Annotated in this window: 23 protein-coding genes and 1 pseudogene; 9 read left to right on the forward strand and 15 right to left on the reverse strand. The window is 62.8% G+C overall.

Translation table 11 applies throughout. The features are described 5' to 3' along the window. Window positions 1–36 precede the first annotated feature (36 nt). Together GGD40_RS24405 and GGD40_RS24410 are read left to right on the forward strand one after the other, a co-directional pair. Entirely contained in the window at window positions 37–1,338 is a 1,302-nt protein-coding gene (locus GGD40_RS24405) for an MFS transporter (protein WP_179745380.1), read from the forward strand. A 206-nt stretch (window positions 1,339–1,544) separates the two neighbouring features. Further along, window positions 1,545–3,026 carry an MFS transporter gene (locus GGD40_RS24410; RefSeq protein ID WP_179745381.1) on the forward strand — a complete coding sequence of 494 codons (1,482 nt, stop codon included), beginning with the start codon at window positions 1,545–1,547 and terminating at the stop codon, window positions 3,024–3,026. A gap of 178 nt (window positions 3,027–3,204) precedes the next feature. Here GGD40_RS24410 and GGD40_RS24415 read toward each other — a convergent pair whose 3' ends face one another. The 6 genes from GGD40_RS24415 to GGD40_RS24440 all read right to left on the reverse strand — a co-directional run bounded on the left by GGD40_RS24415 (window position 3,205) and on the right by GGD40_RS24440 (window position 5,993). Continuing rightward, window positions 3,205–3,477, reverse strand: coding sequence for a hypothetical protein (locus GGD40_RS24415; RefSeq protein ID WP_105505978.1), 273 nt, complete (start codon window positions 3,475–3,477; stop codon window positions 3,205–3,207). A gap of 64 nt (window positions 3,478–3,541) precedes the next feature. Further along, complete coding sequence (locus GGD40_RS24420; RefSeq protein WP_179745382.1) at window positions 3,542–3,973, reverse strand: DoxX family protein; 432 nt, start codon at window positions 3,971–3,973, stop codon at window positions 3,542–3,544. Between the two features lie 122 nt (window positions 3,974–4,095). Further along, window positions 4,096–4,503, reverse strand: a complete 408-nt coding sequence (locus GGD40_RS24425; RefSeq protein ID WP_179745383.1) for a VOC family protein — start codon at window positions 4,501–4,503, stop codon at window positions 4,096–4,098. 67 nt (window positions 4,504–4,570) lie between these two features. Further along, the gene (locus GGD40_RS24430) at window positions 4,571–5,035 is read right to left on the reverse strand and encodes an RbsD/FucU family protein (RefSeq protein WP_179712302.1); all 465 of its coding nucleotides are present in this window, start codon (window positions 5,033–5,035) and stop codon (window positions 4,571–4,573) included. 47 nt (window positions 5,036–5,082) lie between these two features. Next, entirely contained in the window at window positions 5,083–5,598 is a 516-nt protein-coding gene (locus tag GGD40_RS37020; protein WP_257030568.1) for a hypothetical protein, read from the reverse strand. 26 nt (window positions 5,599–5,624) lie between these two features. Further along, window positions 5,625–5,993, reverse strand: coding sequence for a nuclear transport factor 2 family protein (locus GGD40_RS24440; protein WP_179712300.1), 369 nt, complete (start codon window positions 5,991–5,993; stop codon window positions 5,625–5,627). Window positions 5,994–6,296: 303 nt separating this feature from the next. On the opposite strand from GGD40_RS24440, the gene GGD40_RS24445 reads away from it, so the two are divergent. The 7 genes and pseudogenes from GGD40_RS24445 (at window position 6,297) to flhC (ending at window position 10,478) form a co-directional block, all read left to right on the forward strand. Beyond that, the gene (locus GGD40_RS24445; protein WP_179745384.1) at window positions 6,297–6,668 is read left to right on the forward strand and encodes a type II toxin-antitoxin system RelE/ParE family toxin; all 372 of its coding nucleotides are present in this window, start codon (window positions 6,297–6,299) and stop codon (window positions 6,666–6,668) included. Continuing rightward, entirely contained in the window at window positions 6,665–6,967 is a 303-nt protein-coding gene (locus GGD40_RS24450; protein ID WP_035558886.1) for an addiction module antidote protein, read from the forward strand. The genes GGD40_RS24445 and GGD40_RS24450 overlap by 4 nt, the downstream gene beginning before the upstream one ends. A 173-nt stretch (window positions 6,968–7,140) precedes the next feature. Next, a complete protein-coding gene (locus GGD40_RS24455) occupies window positions 7,141–8,007 on the forward strand; it encodes a helix-turn-helix domain-containing protein (protein WP_445013584.1) in 867 nt (288 codons plus the stop codon). A 53-nt stretch (window positions 8,008–8,060) separates the two neighbouring features. After that, window positions 8,061–8,666, forward strand: coding sequence for a GNAT family N-acetyltransferase (locus GGD40_RS24460; protein WP_373565354.1), 606 nt, complete (start codon window positions 8,061–8,063; stop codon window positions 8,664–8,666). A 170-nt stretch (window positions 8,667–8,836) separates the two neighbouring features. Then, a pseudogene (locus GGD40_RS37025) lies at window positions 8,837–9,039 on the forward strand (YeeE/YedE thiosulfate transporter family protein); the annotation flags it as partial. Window positions 9,040–9,573: 534 nt separating this feature from the next. Continuing rightward, window positions 9,574–9,894 carry a flagellar transcriptional regulator FlhD gene (gene flhD / locus GGD40_RS24465; RefSeq protein ID WP_035558891.1) on the forward strand — a complete coding sequence of 107 codons (321 nt, stop codon included), beginning with the start codon at window positions 9,574–9,576 and terminating at the stop codon, window positions 9,892–9,894. Window positions 9,895–9,908: 14 nt separating this feature from the next. Continuing rightward, the gene (gene flhC, locus GGD40_RS24470) at window positions 9,909–10,478 is read left to right on the forward strand and encodes a flagellar transcriptional regulator FlhC (RefSeq protein ID WP_035558895.1); all 570 of its coding nucleotides are present in this window, start codon (window positions 9,909–9,911) and stop codon (window positions 10,476–10,478) included. Between the two features lie 162 nt (window positions 10,479–10,640). Here flhC and GGD40_RS24475 read toward each other — a convergent pair whose 3' ends face one another. From GGD40_RS24475 to GGD40_RS24515, 9 genes are all read right to left on the reverse strand, one after another. Beyond that, window positions 10,641–11,969: an Nramp family divalent metal transporter gene (locus GGD40_RS24475; protein WP_179745386.1), complete on the reverse strand. Its 1,329-nt coding sequence runs from the start codon at window positions 11,967–11,969 to the stop codon at window positions 10,641–10,643. Between the two features lie 61 nt (window positions 11,970–12,030). Next, window positions 12,031–13,233 (reverse strand): acyl-CoA dehydrogenase family protein, encoded by a 1,203-nt coding sequence (locus tag GGD40_RS24480; protein WP_179745387.1) that lies wholly within the window; start codon window positions 13,231–13,233, stop codon window positions 12,031–12,033. Between the two features lie 36 nt (window positions 13,234–13,269). Further along, window positions 13,270–13,926 carry a methionine ABC transporter permease gene (locus GGD40_RS24485; RefSeq protein WP_179712287.1) on the reverse strand — a complete coding sequence of 219 codons (657 nt, stop codon included), beginning with the start codon at window positions 13,924–13,926 and terminating at the stop codon, window positions 13,270–13,272. Next, on the reverse strand, window positions 13,919–15,079 hold the full coding sequence (locus tag GGD40_RS24490) for a methionine ABC transporter ATP-binding protein (protein ID WP_179745388.1): 1,161 nt from the start codon (window positions 15,077–15,079) through the stop codon (window positions 13,919–13,921). Before GGD40_RS24490 ends, GGD40_RS24485 begins: the two co-directional genes overlap by 8 nt. A gap of 13 nt (window positions 15,080–15,092) precedes the next feature. After that, a complete protein-coding gene (locus tag GGD40_RS24495) occupies window positions 15,093–16,535 on the reverse strand; it encodes an LLM class flavin-dependent oxidoreductase (RefSeq protein WP_179745389.1) in 1,443 nt (480 codons plus the stop codon). 41 nt (window positions 16,536–16,576) lie between these two features. Continuing rightward, window positions 16,577–17,422: a MetQ/NlpA family ABC transporter substrate-binding protein gene (locus GGD40_RS24500; RefSeq protein WP_179745390.1), complete on the reverse strand. Its 846-nt coding sequence runs from the start codon at window positions 17,420–17,422 to the stop codon at window positions 16,577–16,579. A gap of 317 nt (window positions 17,423–17,739) precedes the next feature. Continuing rightward, entirely contained in the window at window positions 17,740–18,342 is a 603-nt protein-coding gene (locus GGD40_RS24505) for a PIN domain-containing protein (protein WP_257030569.1), read from the reverse strand. After that, the gene (locus GGD40_RS24510) at window positions 18,342–18,809 is read right to left on the reverse strand and encodes a helix-turn-helix domain-containing protein (RefSeq protein WP_179745392.1); all 468 of its coding nucleotides are present in this window, start codon (window positions 18,807–18,809) and stop codon (window positions 18,342–18,344) included. The genes GGD40_RS24505 and GGD40_RS24510 overlap by 1 nt, the downstream gene beginning before the upstream one ends. Before the next feature lie 180 nt (window positions 18,810–18,989). Next, window positions 18,990–20,588 (reverse strand): efflux transporter outer membrane subunit, encoded by a 1,599-nt coding sequence (locus GGD40_RS24515; RefSeq protein WP_179712272.1) that lies wholly within the window; start codon window positions 20,586–20,588, stop codon window positions 18,990–18,992. Window positions 20,589–20,593: the final 5 nt, after the last annotated feature.

Consider the following 20,593-nt stretch of genomic DNA (forward strand, 5'->3'; position numbering starts at 1 on the left):
TACGTGTGGCTTCCAATTCAAGACAAGAAACAGGCAATGCAAGCGACAAATCTGGGTGGAGCGCAGGCTGTCACCCCACGCCCTCTTGGGCGCAGCGATTACAAGACGCTCGGCCTCGCGGCTCTCGGCGGGGCGCTGGAGTTCTACGACTTCATCATCTTCGTGTTTTTCGCGCCGGCTATCGGCCAGTTGTTTTTCCCGACGGACATGCCGGACTGGCTGCGTCAGGTGCAAACCTTCGGCATCTTCGCCGCGGGTTATCTGGCGCGGCCGCTGGGCGGCATCATCATGGCGCACTTCGGCGACCTGTTCGGCCGTAAGCGCATGTTCACGCTGAGCGTGCTGTTGATGTCGGTGCCGACGCTGATGATGGGCCTCCTGCCCACCTACGCCAGCATCGGCGTGCTCGCGCCGGTCTTGCTGCTGCTGTTCCGCGTGATGCAGGGCGCGGCCGTCGGCGGTGAAGTGCCGGGCGCGTGGGTGTTCGTCTCCGAGCACGTGCCGCAGCGGCACATCGGCTATGCATGCGGCACGCTGACGGCCGGTCTCACGGCCGGCATCCTGCTCGGCTCGCTGATCGCGTCGGCGGTCAATCGCCACTTCGCGCCGGCGGAAATCTCGGCGTACGCATGGCGTATTCCGTTCCTGGTCGGCGGCGTGTTCGGCATGTTCTCGGTTTATCTGCGCCGCTGGCTGCACGAAACGCCGGTGTTCGCCGAGCTCAAGCAGCGCAAGGAGATTGCCGCCGAAGTGCCGCTCAAGGCCGTGCTGCGCGATCACGGCCGCGCGGTGATCGTGTCGATGCTGCTCACGTGGATGCTGTCGGCCGCGATCGTCGTGGTCATTCTGATGACGCCGACGCTGCTGCAGAAGCAGTTTCACGTCGCGCCGGCCACCGCGCTGCTGGCGAACTGCGTGGCGACGCTCTGCCTGACGATCGGCTGCGTGCTGGCGGGCTCGATTGCCGGCCGGATCGGCGCGGGGCGGACGATTTTCATCGGCGGTCTCGCGTTGGCCGTCACGTACTACGTGATGTTCCAGCAACTCGCCGCCGATACCTCCGCGCTGGTGCCGCTGTATGGCGCGGCCGGGCTGTTCGTCGGCGTGATCGGCGCGATTCCGTTCGTGATGGTCAAGGCATTCCCGCCGGCGGTGCGCTTCTCGGGCATTTCGTTCTCGTACAACGTCGCCTATGCGGTGTTCGGCGGCCTCACGCCGATCGCCGTTTCGCTGATGATGAAGTCCAACCCGATGGCCGCGCCGATGTATGTCGGCACGATCTGCGTGCTCGGGGCGTTGACGACGCTGTTTATCAAGGACGCGCCGCAGACGCATTGAGCTGGCGGCTTACGCTGCCGGTGTTTCGCAACAACGGCGCGCCCCGGGCGCGCCGTTGTCGTTTGAACTGGCTTGTGCGTAAGCGTGCGGGCCCGCAATGGACTGCTGCCGCGAGCAAGACGTCGCACCTTTCCGTAGTCCCGCGACATGCATACTTCACGTAGTCCCGAAACATGATGCGCTGCATCGCGCCTACGATGTAACGCATGAACCCACCCAAACCCTCCCTCTCGCCCGCCCTCGGCCGGATTCTCGCGACCGTCAGCGTCGGCTTCGTCGTCACCCAGCTGGACGTGACCATCGTCAATATCGCGCTGCCGAAAATCGGCGCGGACCTGCACGCAAATGTGGCCGGCCTGCAATGGGTCGTCGACGCCTACACGCTCGCGTTCGCCGTGCTGATGCTGTCGGCCGGCGTGCTCGGCGACCGGCTCGGCCCGCGGCGTATGTACGCGGCGGGCATCGTGCTGTTCGCGCTTGCGTCGCTCGCCTGCGGACTGGCGCTCGACGCCACCCTGCTGGTCGCCGCGCGCGCGGTGCAAGGCATCGGCGCCGCGGCCATGTTGCCGAATTCGCTCGCGCTGCTCAACCGCGCGTACGGGCACGACCCGAAGCTGCGCGCCCGCGCGGTCGGACTATGGACCGCCGCGGGCGCGATTTCGATCGCGGCGGGACCGGTGGTCGGCGGTCTGCTGATCGCGGCGTTCGGCTGGCGCAGCATCTTTCTCGTCAATCTGCCGATTTGCGCGGCCGGCCTGCTCGCCACGTTGCTGTGGGTGCCGCGCACCGAAGCCGCCCCTCGATATTTGCAACAGACGTCCGGAACCAACACGGCCACGCTGCGTGGCATCGATCTGAGCGGTCAGTGCCTCGCGATCGTCGCGCTGACCGCCTTCGTCGCCGCGGTGATCGAATGGCGGCCGCTGGGGTTGAGCCATCCGCTCGTGGCCGGCGGCTTCGTGCTCGCGCTGGTCGCCGCGGGCGCGTTCATCGCCGTGGAAGCGCGCAGCGAATCGCCGATGCTGCCGCTGTCGCTCTTCGGCAAGCGCAGTTTCAGCGTGGCGGTGCTGTTCGGCATCTGCGTGAATCTGACGTACTACGGCATGGTGTTCGTGTTGAGCCTGTACTTGCAGCGCGTGCGCGGCTACACGCCGTTGCAGGCGGGTCTGGCCTTCCTGCCGTTGACGGGCGGCTTCCTGATCTCGAACGTGGCGAGCGGCTGGGTCGTGGGACGCTTCGGCGTGCGGGTGCCGATGATCGCCGGCGCGATTACCGCGGGGCTCGGCTATGGCCTGCTGCATTTCGTCGACGCCGGTACGCCGCTCGTCGGCTTGCTGCTGCCGTTCCTGCTGATTCCGTCGGGCATGGGGCTGGCCGTCCCGGCCATGACCACCGCCGTGCTGGCCTCGGCCGAAGCGAAGCGGGCAGGCACTGCCTCTGCGGTATTGAACACCGCGCGGCAAGCAGGCGGCGCGGTGGGCGTGGCGGCCTTCGGCGCGCTGGCGAGCGGCGCGGCGGCCACGCAGATCGTCGCGGGCATGCAGGCCGCAACCGCGATCTCGGTCGGTCTGCTGGCGCTCGGCGGTGTGCTGAGCTGCTTCATTCATCCGCAGCCGCATGCGTCGTCATCGTCATCGTCATCGTGCAACGCGGGCGACGCGCGGGTCGGCGAATCTCAGTCTCGCTGAAAACCGACGCTTTTTATCAGCGCAAAAAAACAACCCCCGCGATTGCGTGAGCAATGCGGGGGTTGTTGTCGACGCGACGCGACGCGACGCGACGTAGCGAAGCGGCAGCGTGGTTGCACGCGTAGCTCCAGCGCACCGGCCGCGCGCAAGACATTGCGCCGACGCCGCTACGACGTTCTTACAGCGACGCCTCCTGAATCGTGCCGGTATCGATCGCGCGCTCGATCAGCCCTTCGTTCTGCGCTTTGGCGATCGCGTCGGCGATCAGCTTTTCCGGTTCCTCGATCTCGGCCTTCAGCGCGCCAAGGAACCCGGAGGCATCCAGAACGACCAGCGTTTTGGCCGAATCGGCAAGGCTGATGATCACCCGATGAGGGGTCGGCCCTTCGCCGAGGCTCGCGCACAACTGCGTGACGTTGCCGCCAATGGTTTGCTCGAAACTTTGAATCATTATTTGCTCCCTTGGTTACAGCCAGAATCACAAGCACTCGATACAGCCTACCGCAACCCGTCGATCAGCGGCCCAGCCCGCCTCGTGGAGCACGCGCACCGTCGATACTGATACGGCCCGCGCCGGTCACGAACAGCAGCAGGAAACCGCCGGCAATACCGATGTTCTTCCAGAAATGAATCACCATGTCGCGTTGCAGCGCGGCGTCGGTGACGTTCCAGAAATCGTGGCCGAGCACCGCCGTCGCGACCGTGTACGCAGCCATGATCAGCGCCAGCGGGCGCACCTTGAAGCCGACGATCAGCAGCAGACCGCCGAGCGCTTCGACCGCGGTGGCGATCGGCGCGGCGATCTGCACGAAGGGCACGCCCTTCGAATGCAGGTAGCCGACGAAGCCCGCATAGCCCAGCAGTTTCATCACACCGCCCCACAGAAACAACACGGCGAGCGCAATACGCGCGATGAGGATAACGCCGGAATCGACGGGACGCGTCATGAGGGACTCCTGTAAATGAATAAGCAGCAGACCCGGCTAAAACGCCGCAGTTCCCTGCTGTGCACCTGAGAATATGTGCATTGCCCGTCTTTTCCAAGCTCGGGCGGGGTGGGTCACATTAGTCAGGCTTGAGGATAGCTCGCGACTTCGATCAGATTACCGTCCGGATCGCGGCAGTACACCGAGGTCATCTTGCCGCGCGCGCCGTCGCGCTCGACCGGGCCGGCCTCGATCGCCACGCCCTGCGCCAGCCAATGCGCCTTGACTTCGGCGGGACTCGTGGTGGTGATGAAGCACAGATCGGCGCTGCCCGGCACCGGCTCGCGCCCGGTGAACCACGCGACGGTATCGGCCGTGGCGGGGCGCAGATTGATCTTCTGATTGCCGTAGGTCATCGCCACCCGCGTGCCGGTGCGCGATTCGAACTCGGTGCGTTGCATGCCGAGCATGCGTGCGTACCAGGCGGCGCTGGCCTCCACGTCGGCAACGTTCAGAACGAGGTGATCGAGCGTGTCGATTGAGAAACTCATGAGGTTCGTCCTTGCGAGGTAACGTGAGGCGCGCCGGTGAGTGGCAGCAAGCGGCAGCGACCCAGGCTTACGACTGAGGCGCGTCTGGAGCCAGCAACACACCCTTGGTGAATACGAAGCAGCCATAGCCGCGCTCTTCGCCCGTCGAGATCACGCAATAGGCCTTGCGCGCGCGCTCATAAAAAGCGAAACGTTCGATCGACACGAACGGCACTTCACGACCTTCGGCAGCATTGACCTCGATCTGCGCTTCGCGTTGCACGGCGGGAATCGTCTGCGGCTCGCCCACCACTTCCATCCGCGACGCGGGATGGTCGATGAACGTATCCAGCGGCATCACCGACAACACCGCGCGAATCGCACGCGGCGCGCTCACGCCATCGAGGTGGAGCAGTTCGCCCAGCACCGACTCGCGCGCGACCGAACTGCCCGGGAAGTTGGCGTCGCAGATCACGAGTTCGTCGCCGTGGCCCATCGAGCGTAGCGCATGCAGTATGTCGGCATTCAGCAGCGGGTCCAGATTCTTCAGCACGGTCTCTCCTTGAGGTCCGATTGGCGGCTTGCCGCCGGGGGTGGACGCTAGGTCCAGGTCACGCAAAGCGATGGTTGCGCGCGCTTCGCCTGCGCGTCTGTGTTCAGGCGGGCGCCTGACGACGAACGACGCTCGACACGGGCGGCGCAACGCTTCGACTCGCTTTCCGACGAACGATTGTAGCAAGCAACGTGAGCCCTTTCCGCGCCAACCGGCAGGGGCTGCGCGAGACCTTGCCGGATGACGGCGCGTGACTCGTTGCCGGGGTTTAGCGCCGGGCGGCCCTCGCGCGTGGCGTGTGTCTCATGCCGGGCGTGCGTGTCATGCCCAGCAGCACGCCCGCCGCACTGCCAGCGCAGCCACCCGAGCGCCGCCAGCAACAAGAGACCCACGCCGCCCAGCACCGGCTCGCGCCAGGCGAGCAGCGCGGTAAAGGTGAAGGCGCGCGTGCCGGCAAGTAGCGCGAAACCGGCGATGGCGCTGCAAAACGCGTCGACAGCGCCCGACAAACGTGCAAACGCGACGACAGTACCGGGAACCGTGACGGCGGCGGGCTCATGCATGATTTTCTCCGTAAAAAGGTTGTGGGTCAGGCGCCGCCCGGCGCCTCGTCGAGAAAGCCCGTCACCGCTTGCAGACGGCCGCGCGAGTCGATCATGCCGAAATCGGATCCCTTGACGATCGCGTCGCCCGCCGGCGTGATCAGCGCCCACGAAAAACGCAGCCGGTTCGCGAAGCCGTCCACGTCGGTGGTGCGGCGAAACGTGTGATGCGGAAAGCGCTCGTGGACCGCACGGATCATCGCGTCGATGCCGTCGTGACCCGCGCCGGCCAGCAGCGGATCGCGATAGTCGGCGTCGGCGCTCCAGGTCGCCGCGATCAACTCGCGACGGCGTGCGCCATCGGTTTCGTTCCATGCGTCGAAATAACGGTCGATCAGATCGGTATGCGCATTCATCTCAGACTCCTTCGCGAACTTGACTGAGCGCAACGCTCGGCAGACAGGGGGTCGACGGCGGGCTCGGAGTGAAGATTGACGGCTACGGTGCGGTGAGTCGATTACGTGGGAGGTAAGCATCTCGATGCGCCGCCAGGCAGCGGCCTTCGTCGGAATCTTGCCGAGTCACCGGATTAGCCATTCGGCTGAATCGTCAGCGGCGCAAGCAGCCGCTAATCTCGTGTGGGAATTTGGGGGCCGCGCAACGTCGTCGCGCGGCAGTCGACGAACCGAACGAACCGGGGCAGGAGCCGCTTTATTAATATGGATTCCACACTTGTAAATACGTATCTTAGTGGATACACTCCTCGACAGATCGTTTCACCACCGGTGTACACGGTCAACCGCACCGAAACATTCGACACCTGGCTTGCCCATCTCGCGGATTTAAGAGCGAGAGCGAAAATCCTCGTGCGGATCCGGCGTGCGGAGCGAGGTCATTTCGGCGAAATGAAGTTGCTGGAAGACGGTGTGTCCGAGATGTGCATCGATTGGGGACCCGGCTATCGGGCCTACTTCGCGCGTGAAGGGCGCATGGTGTATCTGCTGCTCTGCGGGGGCGATAAGTCTACCCAGGCGGTCGATATCAAGCATGCCAAAACAATGTGGGCCGAACTCAGAAAGGAACTGTCATGAGCAAGATTAAAACCGCACGGTTCGACGCAGCGCATTACCTCGATAGCGAGGCAATGATCGCCGAATATCTCAACGCAGCACTCGAAGAAGGCGACGCCGACCTGCTGCTCGCCGCGATCGCAGACATCGCCAAAGCGCGCGGTATCGCCAAGGTCGCATCAGACGCAGGGCTCGGGCGCGAAAGCCTCTATAAAACACTTGCACCGGGCTCCAAGCCGCGCATGGACACGGTGTTCAAACTGCTGCGCGCGCTGGGCGTCAAACTTAACGCCGTGCCGGAAGGCGTGGCTGCCGCGTGATCGCGTCGGTTGCGTTGCGCTCGCGGTGGGCCTTCTGGTGGCGTGGGGGTGGGCGGCATGCGTTGGTATCGAAGAGGGCACGAAGCGGTTACGGGCATTCGTAAATTCTCCCGGGGTATTCCATTACCTGTCAGGTAATGGATCGCTGGCGTGCTTTGGCTATCATCGGTGTCATGAACACACTCTCTCTTGCGCACACCGCGCCGTCGTCGCCAACATCGCCATCGGCTAGCCGCACTGTCGGCGATCTGCTTCGCGAATGGCGTCAGCGGCGAAGAATGAGCCAGTTGCTGCTCGCCACCGAGGCCGATGTTTCAACCCGGCATTTGAGCTTCGTCGAATCGGGCCGCGCGGTGCCGAGTCGGGAAATGGTCATGCATCTTGCCGAGCGGCTCGACGTTCCGCTGCGTGCGCGCAATGCGTTGCTGGTCGCCGCGGGCTACGCGCCGCTGTTCCGCGAGCGCCCGTTGTCGGACCCGCAACTCGCCGCGGCACGCGAGGCCGTCGAGCTGGTGCTGAAAGGACACGAGCCCTACCCGGCGCTGGCAATCGACCGTCACTGGACTATCGTCGCGTCGAACAATGCGCTCGCGCCGCTGCTGTCCGGCGCCAGTCCCGAACTGTTGAAACCACCGGTCAACGCGCTGCGGTTGAGCTTGCATCCGGACGGCATCGCTGGGTCGATCGTCAATTGGCATGCATGGCGCGAGCACGCGCTCACGCGACTGCAACGGCAAATCGAAGTGAGCGGCGACGGCACCTTGAGCGCACTGCGCGACGAGTTAGCTGCGTACCCCGCGCCACCCAGCGCCGAGGAGGCGGAGCACGACAGCGCGGCGGTCAATCAGATTGCCGTGCCGTTGCGGTTGCGCACACCGATCGGCGAGCTATCGTTTTTCAGCACGACCACCGTATTCGGCACACCAGTAGACGTAACGCTTTCGGAACTCGCCATTGAAGCGTTCTTTCCCGCCGATCAGCAAACCGCAGCCGCGCTGCGCGAGTTCGCCGACAGCCAACGTGCCGAAGCCGCCTCGTAGCCATTGCTTCACGCCGCGAGAGCGGGCAAGCTTGAGGGCTTAGCGGCGCACACATGCACTGCTCAACCCGCACGCACCGAGGGCTGCACTTGAACGACGCCACCGCTGTATTCATCCGCCAACTCGGCCTCGCGGATCGCGACGCTTATTTTCAGCTTCGCTTGCGCGGGCTGAAGGCGCATCCGGATTCGTTCGGCCAGAGCTATGAGGAAGCGCTAGCGAAAGGCCCCGAGCAACACGACGCGAGATTGCAAGGTTTGCGCGCCGCCGAGGGGGAGTTTTTGCTCGGCGCTTTTGCATCGACGGGGACATCGGCAGACACACCGGCGGACATACCCGCAGATTCACCGTTGCTCGGCATAGTAGGCCTATCGCGCAACCAGCATGACAAGGAACGGCACAAGGCGGCCGTAGTCGGCATGTACGTCGCGCCCGAAGCAGCGGGCCGCGGCATCGGCCGCGCATTGCTTAGCGAGTTGCTGGCGCGCGCTGCGCGGATCGACGGTCTGCGCCAAATCCAGTTGATGGTTGGCAGCCACAACGAGGGCGCGCGCCGGCTCTACGAATCGGTCGGCTTTAGCAAGTACGGTTGTGAAGTGGATGCATTGAATGTCGGCGGTGTGTTTCACGATGCCGATCTGATGGTGCGCTTCATGTAACAGGTCTTCACGCGAGGTCGCCCGCCTGCCCGGGGGCGCGATTCGTGCCATCTTTTTAGCCCTCTCCTCGCGACATCCCGACAAGGCTCACCAGCGGTGTTTTTCGGCGCCTGCCACCGGCACACTAATCGGCCGCCCGGTAGTCGGCCTTGTCGTGCCGGCCGCCCCCCGCGCTAGCCGGCGGCCCGATGCTCGGCTACGGCGCCCGCCTGGCCTAGGGTTGTAACATCGGCGCCTATTCCTACGGCATTGTGTCAGGCCGCCTGCACGGCTAGCTGGGGCGCGTCGCCGCGTTTGCGGCAACGTGCTCGGCACGCGTCTGCGCCCCCTTTTCGGCCTCGAAGTCGAACGCGTTGGACAGACCGGTTGCTAAACGTTACGTAAGACGTTACAAATGCGGCCCGGTTTGTAACTGGGGCCACACCGGTCAGTTACATCTTCGATTTGTCCCTCTAGCGACCTGAACGAGCGGTATATATTACTTAATATTGCGTTCGCTTTCTGTTTCCTTTCTTGTCGCAGCGCAAATTACCGCACCGGGAGCGCACTTTCGCATTTGTTCATATGATTAAGCCAGGCGCCCACTGGACAAGGGTTTCCATGGATCAGACAAAAAATTTCGACAGCAAAAAATCTGCTAGGCATTGACTATTACAGCACCGTGAAAGAGTTACCGAAATTTGATGTATCTTTTTGAGATATTTTTTAGAGAAGGGATTGATTTCTTGTTTTGCCCTTCATACAATTCGTCCCAAGCTGTTACGAAATGTAACGCGATGTATCAAAAGGTCGCCGTCTGTATCAAGTCGGTGACATGTAGCCGGAGGTTATCGTTTCCGGCGAGGCAGAAAAGACATAACGGCAAAAAATGCCGACATAGTAATTCGGGGCTTCGGAAACAGAGAAAATGGACCGTAGCAGCGAGACGCTGGATTCAATCCGCGAGATTAACTTGTCTTACATCATGCTTGCGCAACGTATGTTGCGTGAGGACAAACCGGTCGGCATGTTCCGTCTCGGTCTGTCGTCGGAACTGGCTGACTTGCTGGCGGGCTTGTCGCTCGCGCAAATCGTCAAGCTGGCCGCTTCCGATCAGCTTTTGTGCTTTTTCCGCTTCAACGACCACGCTATGTTGTCGGCGTTGACGCAAACCACGAAGCACGCCGCCGTTGCACCGACTCACGCGGCGATCCTGCTGGCAGGCCAACCTGCCGAGCAGTTTGCTTAATCGAGGTGACTGCAATGCTCAAGCGTAGCCTGACGGAAGACGCACAAGAAGTATTCCGTGCGATCGCGCTGATCGAACTGGGCGCCCGTATGCAGGTGCTCGAGAGTGAGTTGACGCTCTCGCGCGACCGCATGATCCGCCTGTACCGCGAGGTCAAAGGCGTATCGCCGCCCAAGGGCATGCTGCCGTTCTCGGCGGACTGGTATATGACGTGGCTGGCGAACATCCACGCTTCGTTGTTCTATAACACGTACCTGTTCCTGAAGAACGAAGCGCGTTGCTCGCATCTGGACGCGCTGACCAAAGGGTATCGGCTGTATCTGGAACATTGCCACCACAGCGAATCTGAACCGGTGCTGGATTTGACGCGCGCATGGACGCTGGTGCGCTTCTTCGACGCCAACATTCTGCAACTGACCAAGTGCTGCCGTTGCACCGGCAAGTTCGTCGCGCATAAGCACGACCTGCAGCACAATGTGGTGTGCGGTGCTTGCCAGCCGCCGTCGCGCGCCGGCAAGACGAAGAAGGCAGCAGCCGCTCGCCAGGAAGCGCTCGAAGCCGCGCAGATCGCGCAAGCCGCCTGAGTCGAAGTTATTCGACGAGGGCTGGTCCGGCCCGACTCGAACCGAAGCCTGAAAAACAAAAGGTCCGCCATTGAGCGGACCTTTGTTTTTCTACGGCGTCTGATTTGCCGCAGCGTGGCGCCGCGACACTTCACGCGACGCCGGTCGAGCCATCGACTCAGCTCAGTCGACCAGTCCGATCGTCTGCACCACCAGCCACAGATTAGCCACGCTGATCACCACGAACAGCGTCCACGCGACGAATCGCGTCAGCAGCGTATTGGCGAATTCGCCCATCAGCGAACGGTCGCCGGTCATCCTGATCAGCGGATAAAGCGCGAACGGCAATTGCAGGCTCAACACGACCTGGCTGGCGACCAGCAACTTGCCGACCGCGCCATTGCCCATCATCTGCACGCCGATCAATGCGGGAATCAAGGCCAGCGCGCGGGTGATGAAGCGGCGTTGCCAGCACGGAATTTTCAGGTTCAGGAAGCCTTCCATGATGACCTGCCCCGCGACCGTGCCGGTGAAGGTCGAGCTTTGTCCCGACGCGAGCAGCGCAATGGCGAACAACACTGCCGCGAAGCCGGTGCCGACGATCGGCGCAAGCAGCTTGTAAGCGTCTTCGATTTCAGTGACCTGAGTATGGCCATTGGCATGAAACGCGGCCGCGGCGAGAATCAGGATCGCCATGTTGATCAGCAGCGCGATCACCAGCGACACGATGGTATCGAGCCGCGACATGCCGATCGCCGAGCGGATACTCGCGGGATCGCGCTTCACCGCACGCGTCTGCACGATCGACGAATGCAGGTAGAGGTTGTGCGGCATGACGGTCGCGCCAAGAATGCCGATGGCCAGATACAGCGGTTCGCGCGAATTCAGCGCCTGCCACGACGGAATCAGCCCCAGCGCGACCGACGGCCAATGCGGCTTCACCAACGCGAGTTCCACGATATACCCCACGCCGATGGTCGCGATCAGGCCGAGCATGATCGCTTCGAGGTCGCGGAAATTTTTGCCCTTCAGGCCGAGCACGATCAGCGTATCGAATGCGGTCAGCAGCACGCCGGTGGTCAGCGAGCATTTGAAGAGCAGATGGAAAGCGAGCGCGCCGCCGAGCACTTCGGCCAGATCGCACGCCACGATCGACACTTCCGCGAGCACCCATTGAAAGCGCGCCACCGCCGGCGAATAACGCGCGCTCGATAGTTGCGCAAGATCACGCCCGGTCGCGATACCCAGACGCATGCTCAGGCATTGCAGCGCAATGGCCGCGAGACTGGACAGTACGACGACGAACAGCAGGCTGTAACCATAGCGCGAGCCGGCTTCGATGTCGGTCGCCCAGTTGCCGGGGTCCATGTAGCCGATCGAAATCAGCAGGCCGGGACCGGCGAATTGCAGAATCTTTTTCCAGAACGGCGCGCCTTGCGTGATGGCGACCGAGCCTTGCACCTCGGATGGGCAAAACGGCGCCGTGGCGGTAGTGGGTAGTTTGAACTGCAAGCGTGGAATCTCTCGAGGAGGATAAAGCGCGGCGCCTCGTATCGAGGCGCCGCGAGCCGCCTCAAGTGTACAAAGAAACTTCCGGCAATGTCCCACTCAGCGCGTAGCGGCCGACGTCGCGGATCCGATAGTCGAGCGGATCGTGCAACGTGTGGACGCGCGCGTTGCGCCAGAAACGATCGAGTGCGAGCGGCCCATGCGTGGCGCGCGCACCACAGGCGTCGAAGAGTTTTTCGCTGACGTCGAGCGCCGCACGGTGCGCCACGATCTTCGCCTCCGACGTTGCGAGCGCGACGTGCGCGCGCGTTTCCGCCGTGAGCGATGTGCCTTGCTGCCACGCATCGTCGAGCGCATACGCGGCACGCGTGGCCAACGCTTCGGCGCTCACCGCCTGCAGACGCATCTCGCCGAAGCGCTGGATCAGGTAAGGATCGTCGGTGGCTTTGTCGACACCGGAACTGATCCACGGCCGGCCATGTTGCGTCACGTACGCCCGCGCTTCTTCGAGCGCACCTTGCGCAATGCCGACAAACAGATTGGTCAGCACCTGCTGCGAGATCAGCGTGCGCAAACTCGCGTAAGCGGTGTCGGCTCGCTGCAACACTTCGTGCGGCTCGACCACGACCCGAGCGAACGACACGCTGCCGCTGTCGGTCTGTCGCTGGCCGATCGGATCCCAGTCTTCATGCACGGTAATGCCCTCGCGCGCGGTCGGCACAACGGCGAACACGGGTTTGCCGGTGACGGGGTCGTGCGCGGAAACCGTCATCATTTGCGAGCCGCGTGTGCCGGAGCAAAAGCCTTTCTGTCCGTCGAGAAGATAGCCGCCGTCACTGGTTGCACTCGCAACCAGCCGGGTATCGAGCGGATTGACTGCGTTGCCCCACCACCAGCGTTGTTCGACGGTGCCGCGCAGATAGCGGGCACGTTGCATCGGATTACCCCAGACGTTCACGCTCACCACCTGTAGGCAGGTAAAGCCCAGCAAATGCGCAAGCGCACTGTCGACGCGCGCGATCCGCCGGATCGTTTCGTAGATGTCGGGCCAGCGCGCGCCCGCGCCGCCGAATTCGCGCGGCACCGCGAGCGTGAGTAGCCCGGCGTCGGCGATCCATTGTTTTTCCTGCGCGGCGTGGCCGCCGTCGCGATCGCGCTGCGCCGCGCTCGCGCGCAATGCGTCGAGCAAACCGGCGAGGTCGCTCGCCACCGGTGCGGTGAATGCGTCGCGTGTGTGCAGCGCCGCGGTAGGGCGAGGGTCGTTCATCCTATGTCCGTTTAGAAAAAGTTGAGCGGCCTGTAATCACACACGCTGTGCGAAGCGTCTGACGAGCCGGTCGCCGGCGAACTGTACCGCCGTCACGATCGCGATCAGCAAGACGATCACCGTCACCATCACCGTGGTATCGAAACGCTGGTAGCCGTAGCGAATCGCCAGATCGCCGAGGCCACCGGCGCCGACCGCGCCCGCCATCGCCGACGAACCGATCATCGCCACCACGGTAATCGTGAAGCCGCCGAGAATGCCCGGCAACGCCTCGGGCAACAGCACATGCCAGATGATATGCCGGCGCTGCGCGCCCATGGCCTGCGCGGCCTCGATCAAACCGCGGTCCACTTCGCGCAGGCTCACTTCGGCGACGCGCGCGAAGAACGGAATCGCCGCGATGCTGAGCGGCACGATCGCTGCCCATACGCCGATCGTCGTGCCGATCAGCAAACGGGTCAACGGCAACAGCGCGACCAGCAGAATGATGAACGGCGTGGAGCGGAACGCATTGACCAGCGCGCCGAGCGCGCCGTTCACCGCGCGCTTCTCGCAGATACCGCCGCGTGTCGTCGTAACGAGCAGCAGCGCCAACGGTATACCGATCAATGCCGCGAAGAACGCGGACACGCCCACCATGACGATCGTGTCGCGAATCGCATCGGCCAGTTCGGAGAGCCACAGATCAGACATAGCCCAATACCTCGACATGGTTCGCATAGCGGCGCGCGCGTTCGAGCAGCGTCGCGATCTGCTTCTGCACGGTACTGTCCGCGCTTTCCCGCACTTGCGCCGACACCACCAGACGCCCTTGCGCATGCCCTTGAATCCTGTCGATGCCGCCATGCACGAAGCTGACGCTACCGCCCTCACTGCTCAGCGCCGAGGTGAGCCCGCCGATGTCCGGCTCGTGCGCGTCGGCGCCGGTGAAGCGCACGTCCAGCAGAATCCGCGCATCGGCTTGCGCGAGGTCACGTAACGGCTTGACCCGTTGCGCCAGATCTGCGGGCAAATCATGCACCAGCGTGCGCAGCAACGCGCGCGTCGCATCATGTTGCGGATCGCCGAACACACGCCACACCGGGCCGTTTTCCACCACGGCGCCAAGCTCGATCACGGCGACCGTATCGCAAACTTCACGAATCACCTGCATTTCATGCGTGATCAGCACGATGGTCAAATCGAGCCGCCAGTTGATGTCGCGCAGTAACGCGAGAATGGCCTGCGTCGTTTCCGGATCGAGCGCGGAAGTCGCCTCGTCGCACAGCAGAATGTCCGGGTCCGTGACCAGCGCTCGCGCAATGCCGACCCGTTGTTTCTGACCACCCGACAAGCTCGCCGGATAAGCGTCGCGTTTAGCGGATAAGCCCACCAGTTCGAGCAGCGCGGCGACTTTCCTGTCGATCTCCGCTTTCGGCACGCCCGCGATTTTCAACGGCAACGCAATGTTTTCGTGCACCGTTTTCGCGGAGAGCAGATTGAAGTGCTGAAACACCATGCCGATGCGTCGGCGCAATGCCACGAGTTCGCGCTCGTCGAGTTCGCCGACGCTCACGCCGTTCACGCGCACCGCACCGGATCCCTGTTTTTCCAGACCGTTGACGAGCCGCAGCAGCGTCGATTTGCCCGCCCCGCTGCGGCCGATAATGCCGAACACCTCGCCGCGCGCGACCTTCAGCGTGACGTTGGCAAGCGCCGTGGTCGACACACCGCGCGCATTCGTGAACTGCTTGCTCACGTTGTCGAATACCACGGCGGTGTGTTCCGGCGTCTGAGGTGCATCGCGATTCGGGGCGAGAGACGGCGAGTCTTCGATGAACTGCGGGGCGTCGAAAAGATGGGTCATTACGGCGCTCCTGTCAGGCTTGCACGGTGGTGGGCAGGTCAGCTTGCTCACCGACTTGCGGATTGGTTTGCAGATTGTTTTGCGCAGGCCGCCGATGCTGCGCGCCGACATGCACCGCCGGCAGTCGCGCACGGCCGCCGCCGAACAGCTTCTCGCGCAGCGTCGGCGCCGGATCGTAGTCTTCCTTGTAGACGCCGCGATTTTGCAACTCGGGCACCACCAGATTCACAAAGTCTTCGAACGATTCAGGCATGACGGTGCGCGTCAGATTGAAACCGTCGACGCCGGCCTCCTCGATCCACGACACCAGCTCATCGGCGATCTGCTGCGGCGAGCCGACCACCGGCTTCGCACGACCGCCGAGCGTCATCTGTTCCAGCACCTTGCGCTTGGTCCACACGCCGCTCACGCTCTTCTTCGAAATCGCTTCGACGGCCGACTGCATCGACTCGGTCTTCACATACGAAATCGGTTCATCCAGCTCGTATTGCGAGAAGTCGATACCGGTCGAACTGGAAAAATGCGCGATGCCGCCTTCCGCACTCGCATAGCGGCGATATTCCTCGAATTTTTCCTGCGCCGCGCGCTCTGTTTCACCCACTACCACGGTAATGCCCGCGAAGATCTTGATATCGTCCGGTGCACGGCCAAAGCTCACCGCCCGCGCGCGAATGTCGTCGACAATGGAGCGCGTCAACTGCTTGTTCTGTCCACCGACAAACACGCATTCCGCGTGACGTGCCGCGAAATCGACACCTCGGCTCGACGATCCCGCCTGGTACAAAACCGGCGTGCGTTGCGGCGAAGGCTCGCTGAGATGAATCGCGTCGATCGAATAGAACGGGCCGTCGTGCTTCACGCGGTGCACCTTGTCCGGGTGCGAAAAAATGCGCGCCGCGCGGTCGCGCACTACGGCATCGTCTTCCCAGCTTTGTTCCCACAGCTTGTAGACCACGTCCATGTAATCGTCAGCGCGATCGTAGCGGTCGTCGTGACTGATCTGCTGTGCGAGCCCCATGCCACGCGCCGCGCTGTCCAGATAGCCGGTGACGATGTTCCAGCCCACCCGCCCTTTGGTCAGATGATCCAGCGTCGACATGCGCCGCGCGAACAGATACGGCGGCTCGTAGGTGAGATTCGACGTGACGCCGAAGCCGATGTGCTTCGTGACGTGCGCCATGGCGGGCACGATCAGCGACGGGTCGTTGATCGGAATCTGCACCGACTCGCGCAACGGCGTTTGCGGTCCGCCTTGATAAACGTCGTATACGCCGACGATATCCGCGAGAAAGATCCCGTCGAACTTGCCGCGCTCCAGCGTCTGCGCGAGGCTCGTCCAGTAATCGAGGTCGGTGTAATTGGCCGACCGGTCGCGCGGATGCGTCCACAAACCATGATTGATATGGCCGACCGCGTTCATATTGAACGCGTTCAGCAGGATCTTTTTCTTCGCCATCGTGCGACTCCTTTTCTATGGCGCTGACCTACGCGCCGCCTTTACCACGCCACGGCGTAGAGGTTGCCGAAGGCTTTGTCGAGCGCGGCGCGCACGGCGGGCGAATGCTGATAGATCGCGATGAACTTGCGAATACGCGGATCGCTGACGCTATCCGGCCGCACGACCCATTGGATCGCGTAGTTCTTGTTTTCCAGCCCGTCGAATAGCAATGCGCTATTCGGGTCGGTGGTGCCCGCAAGCTTGATGAAGCTCGGGTAGCCCTGGGCGAGATCGACATCGTCGAGCGAGCGCGCCAGTTGCGAGGCTTCCAGTTGGACGATCTTCAGATGCTTCGGGTTGTCGATAATGTCCAGCGTGGTCGCGCGATAGTCGATGCCCGGCGTCAGCTTGATCAGTCCAGCGCGTTGCAGCAGCAACAGACCGCGGCCGCCGTTGACCGGATCGTTCGCAATGGCCACGGTCGCGCCATTCTTCAACTCGTCGAAGCGTTTGATCTTCTTCGAATAGAGGCCAATCTTCATGATCGTGCCCGGCGCGATCGCGACGAAGTTGTAGCCGCCCTGCTTCTTCGCGTTCTCGAGAAACGGAATGTGCTGGAAGTAATTGACGTCGATGTCTTTATTGGCGAGCGCGGCGTTGGGCGTATTCCAGTCGGTGAACTCGATGATCTTTACGTCGAGGCCTTGTTCTTTTGCCTCGCGCGCGGCGACTTTAAGCGCCTCGATTTGCGGACTGGTAGCGGTGCCGATTTTCAGCGTGGGCGAATCGGCTGCCTGGGCGTGCGTGGCCGATAAGGCAAGCGTGAAACTGAACGTGATCGCGCTGATCAGCGCGAGCGTTGGTGCGTTGAGAAAACGCCGTACTTTGGGCAGGGGAATACGCATGGTGAGCTCGTAGAGTTAGACGTGGTGCGTTTCGAGGCGAGCGGATTCAACGGCGTGACCGAGGTGAACTCGGGCAAACCATATGGCATCGGGTAACGGGAAACTGCAACGGCGGCTTAGCCGGCGCGTCGTGGCAGCAACAGGACGCGCGAATCGGTCAGCGCGGACAGCGGAAGGTCGGACAGGTCATCGCCTCTCTCCAGATGAGGTGCGAATCATCATAGAGGGCGGAAAACCAACGGTCTACGAAGGGATTTTTGGAAGGAAAGCGGGAAAAATGATTTGGGCGCGGGGGCACCCGGTTGTTGGGGGTGAAGCTATAGCAGCGGCAGCACGTCGGTGCTGGATAGCCATGCGCTAGTCTGAACCAGACCCGCACGGATTAGCCGATCCAGCAATTCGCTTACCGACCATGGCGGCCGGCGCTTGCGTGCGCGCAAGTCCTTGAACGCGGCGAGCGCGCGTTTTTCGTTCAGATCGATCAGATCCAGAATGAAGACATCCGGATGTTTGACTTCAATGCGCAGGCTGGACTCCAGATGCTCCGCCGCGAAGTCCTTCAGGTTGAAGGTAACGATCGCATCCGCACGAGCCGCCACGGCCGTCATCACGACATGGCGGTCTTTCCTGTCGACGCCGATGAGTTCACTGCTTTCCGGCAACACCTGCTCTATCAACGCGTCGGGAAACGCACGATCCATTGCATTGCGAATTGCTGTGATCTTCGGCATGGCGTCGTTGGCCGCGCTTTTGTCTGCGAAACGCGCGGCCAGATTACGCGTCCACTCGTCGTGAATGCGTGCCGACCAGCGGGGCGCGTAGAACTCGTGATCCGCGAAGGTCAGCAAGACATCTCGCACCACCATTGGAAATAGCGCACACGCGTCCAGCACGACAGTAAAGCGACCGAACGACAGCATCAAAGATCGTATCCGTCGATCGATTCGCTATCGGCCACCACGTCATCCAGTGCGCCTTTTCTCGAAGCGCGCATGGATTCCTTGTAGCGCACCACGTCGTCCATACGCATGCGGCGATGGCGGCCTACCTTGCGAAACGGTAGATCACCAGCTTCCAGACGAGCAATCAGAAACGGCCGCGACACGCCGAGTAAGTCCGCCGCCTGCTTGGTGGTGAGCTCGGTGTCAGCAGGATAGAGAAGAAACACCTGCTGGCTCGCCATCATGGCCAATACCCGCGACAGCACGCGCAACGTGGCGGGCGGCACTTCGATACGGGCAATGTCGCCGTCCGTGCCCTCTTCCACCAACGCGACATTGTTGGCGCGCGAATGGTCGAGCGCCGCGCCCATCAGGCGGCTCGCGGCGGATAACACGGTGGCGTCGTCGTCCGACAGCACGATACGGTCGGGTGTGGCGGTGGTCATGGTTGGCTCCAAATTACGTTCAAGTATAGGCCAGCAACCGGTGTAAACGCAATAAACGAAACAAACGAATTATTCGAAACGCATTTTCGTGAACCGTCTGCGTGCTCGACTAGTAAAAAAGCCGGGCCGCGCTCCCGCGCGACCCGGCTTCCGCCACCGCTAAGTATTCTGGACGGAAGACTACTGCTTCGCCACCTGCTGCACAGCCACACCAGCGCCAGACGCAGCCGAAACCACAGCCGCCCCCGAAGCCGGCGCCACCGCACCCACTGCGGCATCCGGCGCCTTCACATCACCCCAGCCGCCGCCCAGCGCGCGAATCAGGTTCACCGTCGCCACCGCCTGCGTGCCCTGCAAATGGCTCGCCTGCAATTGCGAAGTCAGCACCTGCCGCTCGCCGTCGATCACATCCAGATAGCTGACCGCGCCTTCCGTGTACTGCGTGCGCGACAAATGGGCTGCCCGTTGCGACGCTTCGACCGCATTGTTCTGCTCGCGCATCTGATCGTCGAGCAAACGCAGATCGGCCAGGTTGTCCTCCACCTCGCGGAACGCCACCAACACCTGCTGACGATACTGCGCGACGTCTTCGTCGTACTTCGAACGCGCTTGTGCGAGATTCGCCTTACGCCGTCCACCGTCGAACAACGGCAACGTCAACGCGCCACCGGCGAGCGGCCCGAGCACGAACGCGCGGCTCGACCACATGAACAGCTCGCCGAGCGTAGCCGACTCGAATCCGAACGCACCGGTGATATCGAGCTTCGGGAAGAACGCCGATTTCGCCAGTCCCACACGCGCATTCGCAGCCTGCATCGCCCGTTCCGCGGCCGAAATATCCGGCCGGCGTTCAAGCAGCGCCGACGGCAAACCCGCCGGCACCTGCACCGTGACCGGCTTCAGCGGCGCTTCCGCGAACGAGAAATCCGCCGGCGGCTTGCCGAGCAGAATCGCGAGGCTATGCTCGGACGCGGCACGCTGACGCGCCACGCCGACCGCATCGGCACGCGCGCTCGCGAGTTCGTTGCGGGAGCGCGAAACATCCAGCTCACCGATATCGCCTTCCTTGAAACGCCGCTCGACCAGCTTCAGCGTATCTTCGCGCAGCGACACGGTACGGCGGTACAGGTCCTGATCCGAGTCGAGCTCGCGCAACTGGAAGTAGTTCTGCGCCACATCCGCTTGCAACGACAACTGCACCGAGCGGAACAGCGCTTCACTTTGCTGCTCGTCCGCACGCGACGCGTTCACGTTCGAGCCGACCCGCCCAAACAGATCCGTTTCGTACGACGCGGTAGTTTGCGCGCGCCAGATCGTGCCGGTCGTGCCACCCGCGCTATTCGGCAAAAACTGCGAGGCCGCCGACGCACGCTCGCGCGTCGGGCCGAAGCCCGCGTCGAGTTTCGGGAACCAGTCCGACTTGGCCGCTTGCGTCACCGCACGCGACTGTTGCACGCGCGCCGCTGCTGCCTTCAGGTCCTGATTCGCGGCAGCCGCCTGCTCTTCCAGCGCGTTCAACTGCGGATCGCCGAAGACCGTCCACCATTCGCCGCGATGCGCGTCGTCGGCGGGTTGCGCCGTTTTCCAGGTGCCGGTTTCTTGCGGCGACGCCGCCGCGCCCGAAGTCGACGTCGTCACCGGCGCTTCCTTGAAGGCCGCGGGCGTGTCGATATCCGGCCGCTTATACGTCGGTTCCAACGAGCAGGCGGCGAGCAACGCGACCAGCAAAGCGCTGGTTGCCGCGCGGCCCCACCCGCTTAAAGATTCATAGCGTTTCATTATTG

This window comes from Paraburkholderia bryophila, from assembly GCF_013409255.1.
GTDB lineage: Bacteria > Pseudomonadota > Gammaproteobacteria > Burkholderiales > Burkholderiaceae > Paraburkholderia.

Bases quoted from the DNA above. Each gene is read 5' to 3' on its own strand.
- GGD40_RS24515 (WP_179712272.1), bottom strand. From the start codon at position 20,588: ATGAAACGCTATGAATCTTTAAGCGGGTGGGGCCGCGCGGCAACCAGC.
- GGD40_RS24415 (WP_105505978.1), bottom strand. From the start codon at position 3,477: ATGATTCAAAGTTTCGAGCAAACCATTGGCGGCAACGTCACGCAGTTG.
- GGD40_RS24495 (WP_179745389.1), bottom strand. From the start codon at position 16,535: ATGGCGAAGAAAAAGATCCTGCTGAACGCGTTCAATATGAACGCGGTC.
- flhC (WP_035558895.1), top strand. From the start codon at position 9,909: ATGCTCAAGCGTAGCCTGACGGAAGACGCACAAGAAGTATTCCGTGCG.
- GGD40_RS24480 (WP_179745387.1), bottom strand. From the start codon at position 13,233: ATGAACGACCCTCGCCCTACCGCGGCGCTGCACACACGCGACGCATTC.
- GGD40_RS37020 (WP_257030568.1), bottom strand. From the start codon at position 5,598: ATGCATGAGCCCGCCGCCGTCACGGTTCCCGGTACTGTCGTCGCGTTT.
- GGD40_RS24440 (WP_179712300.1), bottom strand. From the start codon at position 5,993: ATGAATGCGCATACCGATCTGATCGACCGTTATTTCGACGCATGGAAC.
- GGD40_RS24425 (WP_179745383.1), bottom strand. From the start codon at position 4,503: ATGAGTTTCTCAATCGACACGCTCGATCACCTCGTTCTGAACGTTGCC.
- GGD40_RS24460 (WP_373565354.1), top strand. From the start codon at position 8,061: ATGCACTGCTCAACCCGCACGCACCGAGGGCTGCACTTGAACGACGCC.
- GGD40_RS24500 (WP_179745390.1), bottom strand. From the start codon at position 17,422: ATGCGTATTCCCCTGCCCAAAGTACGGCGTTTTCTCAACGCACCAACG.
- GGD40_RS24410 (WP_179745381.1), top strand. From the start codon at position 1,545: ATGAACCCACCCAAACCCTCCCTCTCGCCCGCCCTCGGCCGGATTCTC.
- GGD40_RS24445 (WP_179745384.1), top strand. From the start codon at position 6,297: ATGGATTCCACACTTGTAAATACGTATCTTAGTGGATACACTCCTCGA.
- GGD40_RS24505 (WP_257030569.1), bottom strand. From the start codon at position 18,342: ATGCTGTCGTTCGGTCGCTTTACTGTCGTGCTGGACGCGTGTGCGCTA.
- flhD (WP_035558891.1), top strand. From the start codon at position 9,574: ATGGACCGTAGCAGCGAGACGCTGGATTCAATCCGCGAGATTAACTTG.
- GGD40_RS24510 (WP_179745392.1), bottom strand. From the start codon at position 18,809: ATGACCACCGCCACACCCGACCGTATCGTGCTGTCGGACGACGACGCC.
- GGD40_RS24450 (WP_035558886.1), top strand. From the start codon at position 6,665: ATGAGCAAGATTAAAACCGCACGGTTCGACGCAGCGCATTACCTCGAT.
- GGD40_RS24490 (WP_179745388.1), bottom strand. From the start codon at position 15,079: ATGACCCATCTTTTCGACGCCCCGCAGTTCATCGAAGACTCGCCGTCT.
- GGD40_RS24455 (WP_445013584.1), top strand. From the start codon at position 7,141: ATGAACACACTCTCTCTTGCGCACACCGCGCCGTCGTCGCCAACATCG.
- GGD40_RS24420 (WP_179745382.1), bottom strand. From the start codon at position 3,973: ATGACGCGTCCCGTCGATTCCGGCGTTATCCTCATCGCGCGTATTGCG.
- GGD40_RS24405 (WP_179745380.1), top strand. From the start codon at position 37: ATGCAAGCGACAAATCTGGGTGGAGCGCAGGCTGTCACCCCACGCCCT.
- GGD40_RS24485 (WP_179712287.1), bottom strand. From the start codon at position 13,926: ATGTCTGATCTGTGGCTCTCCGAACTGGCCGATGCGATTCGCGACACG.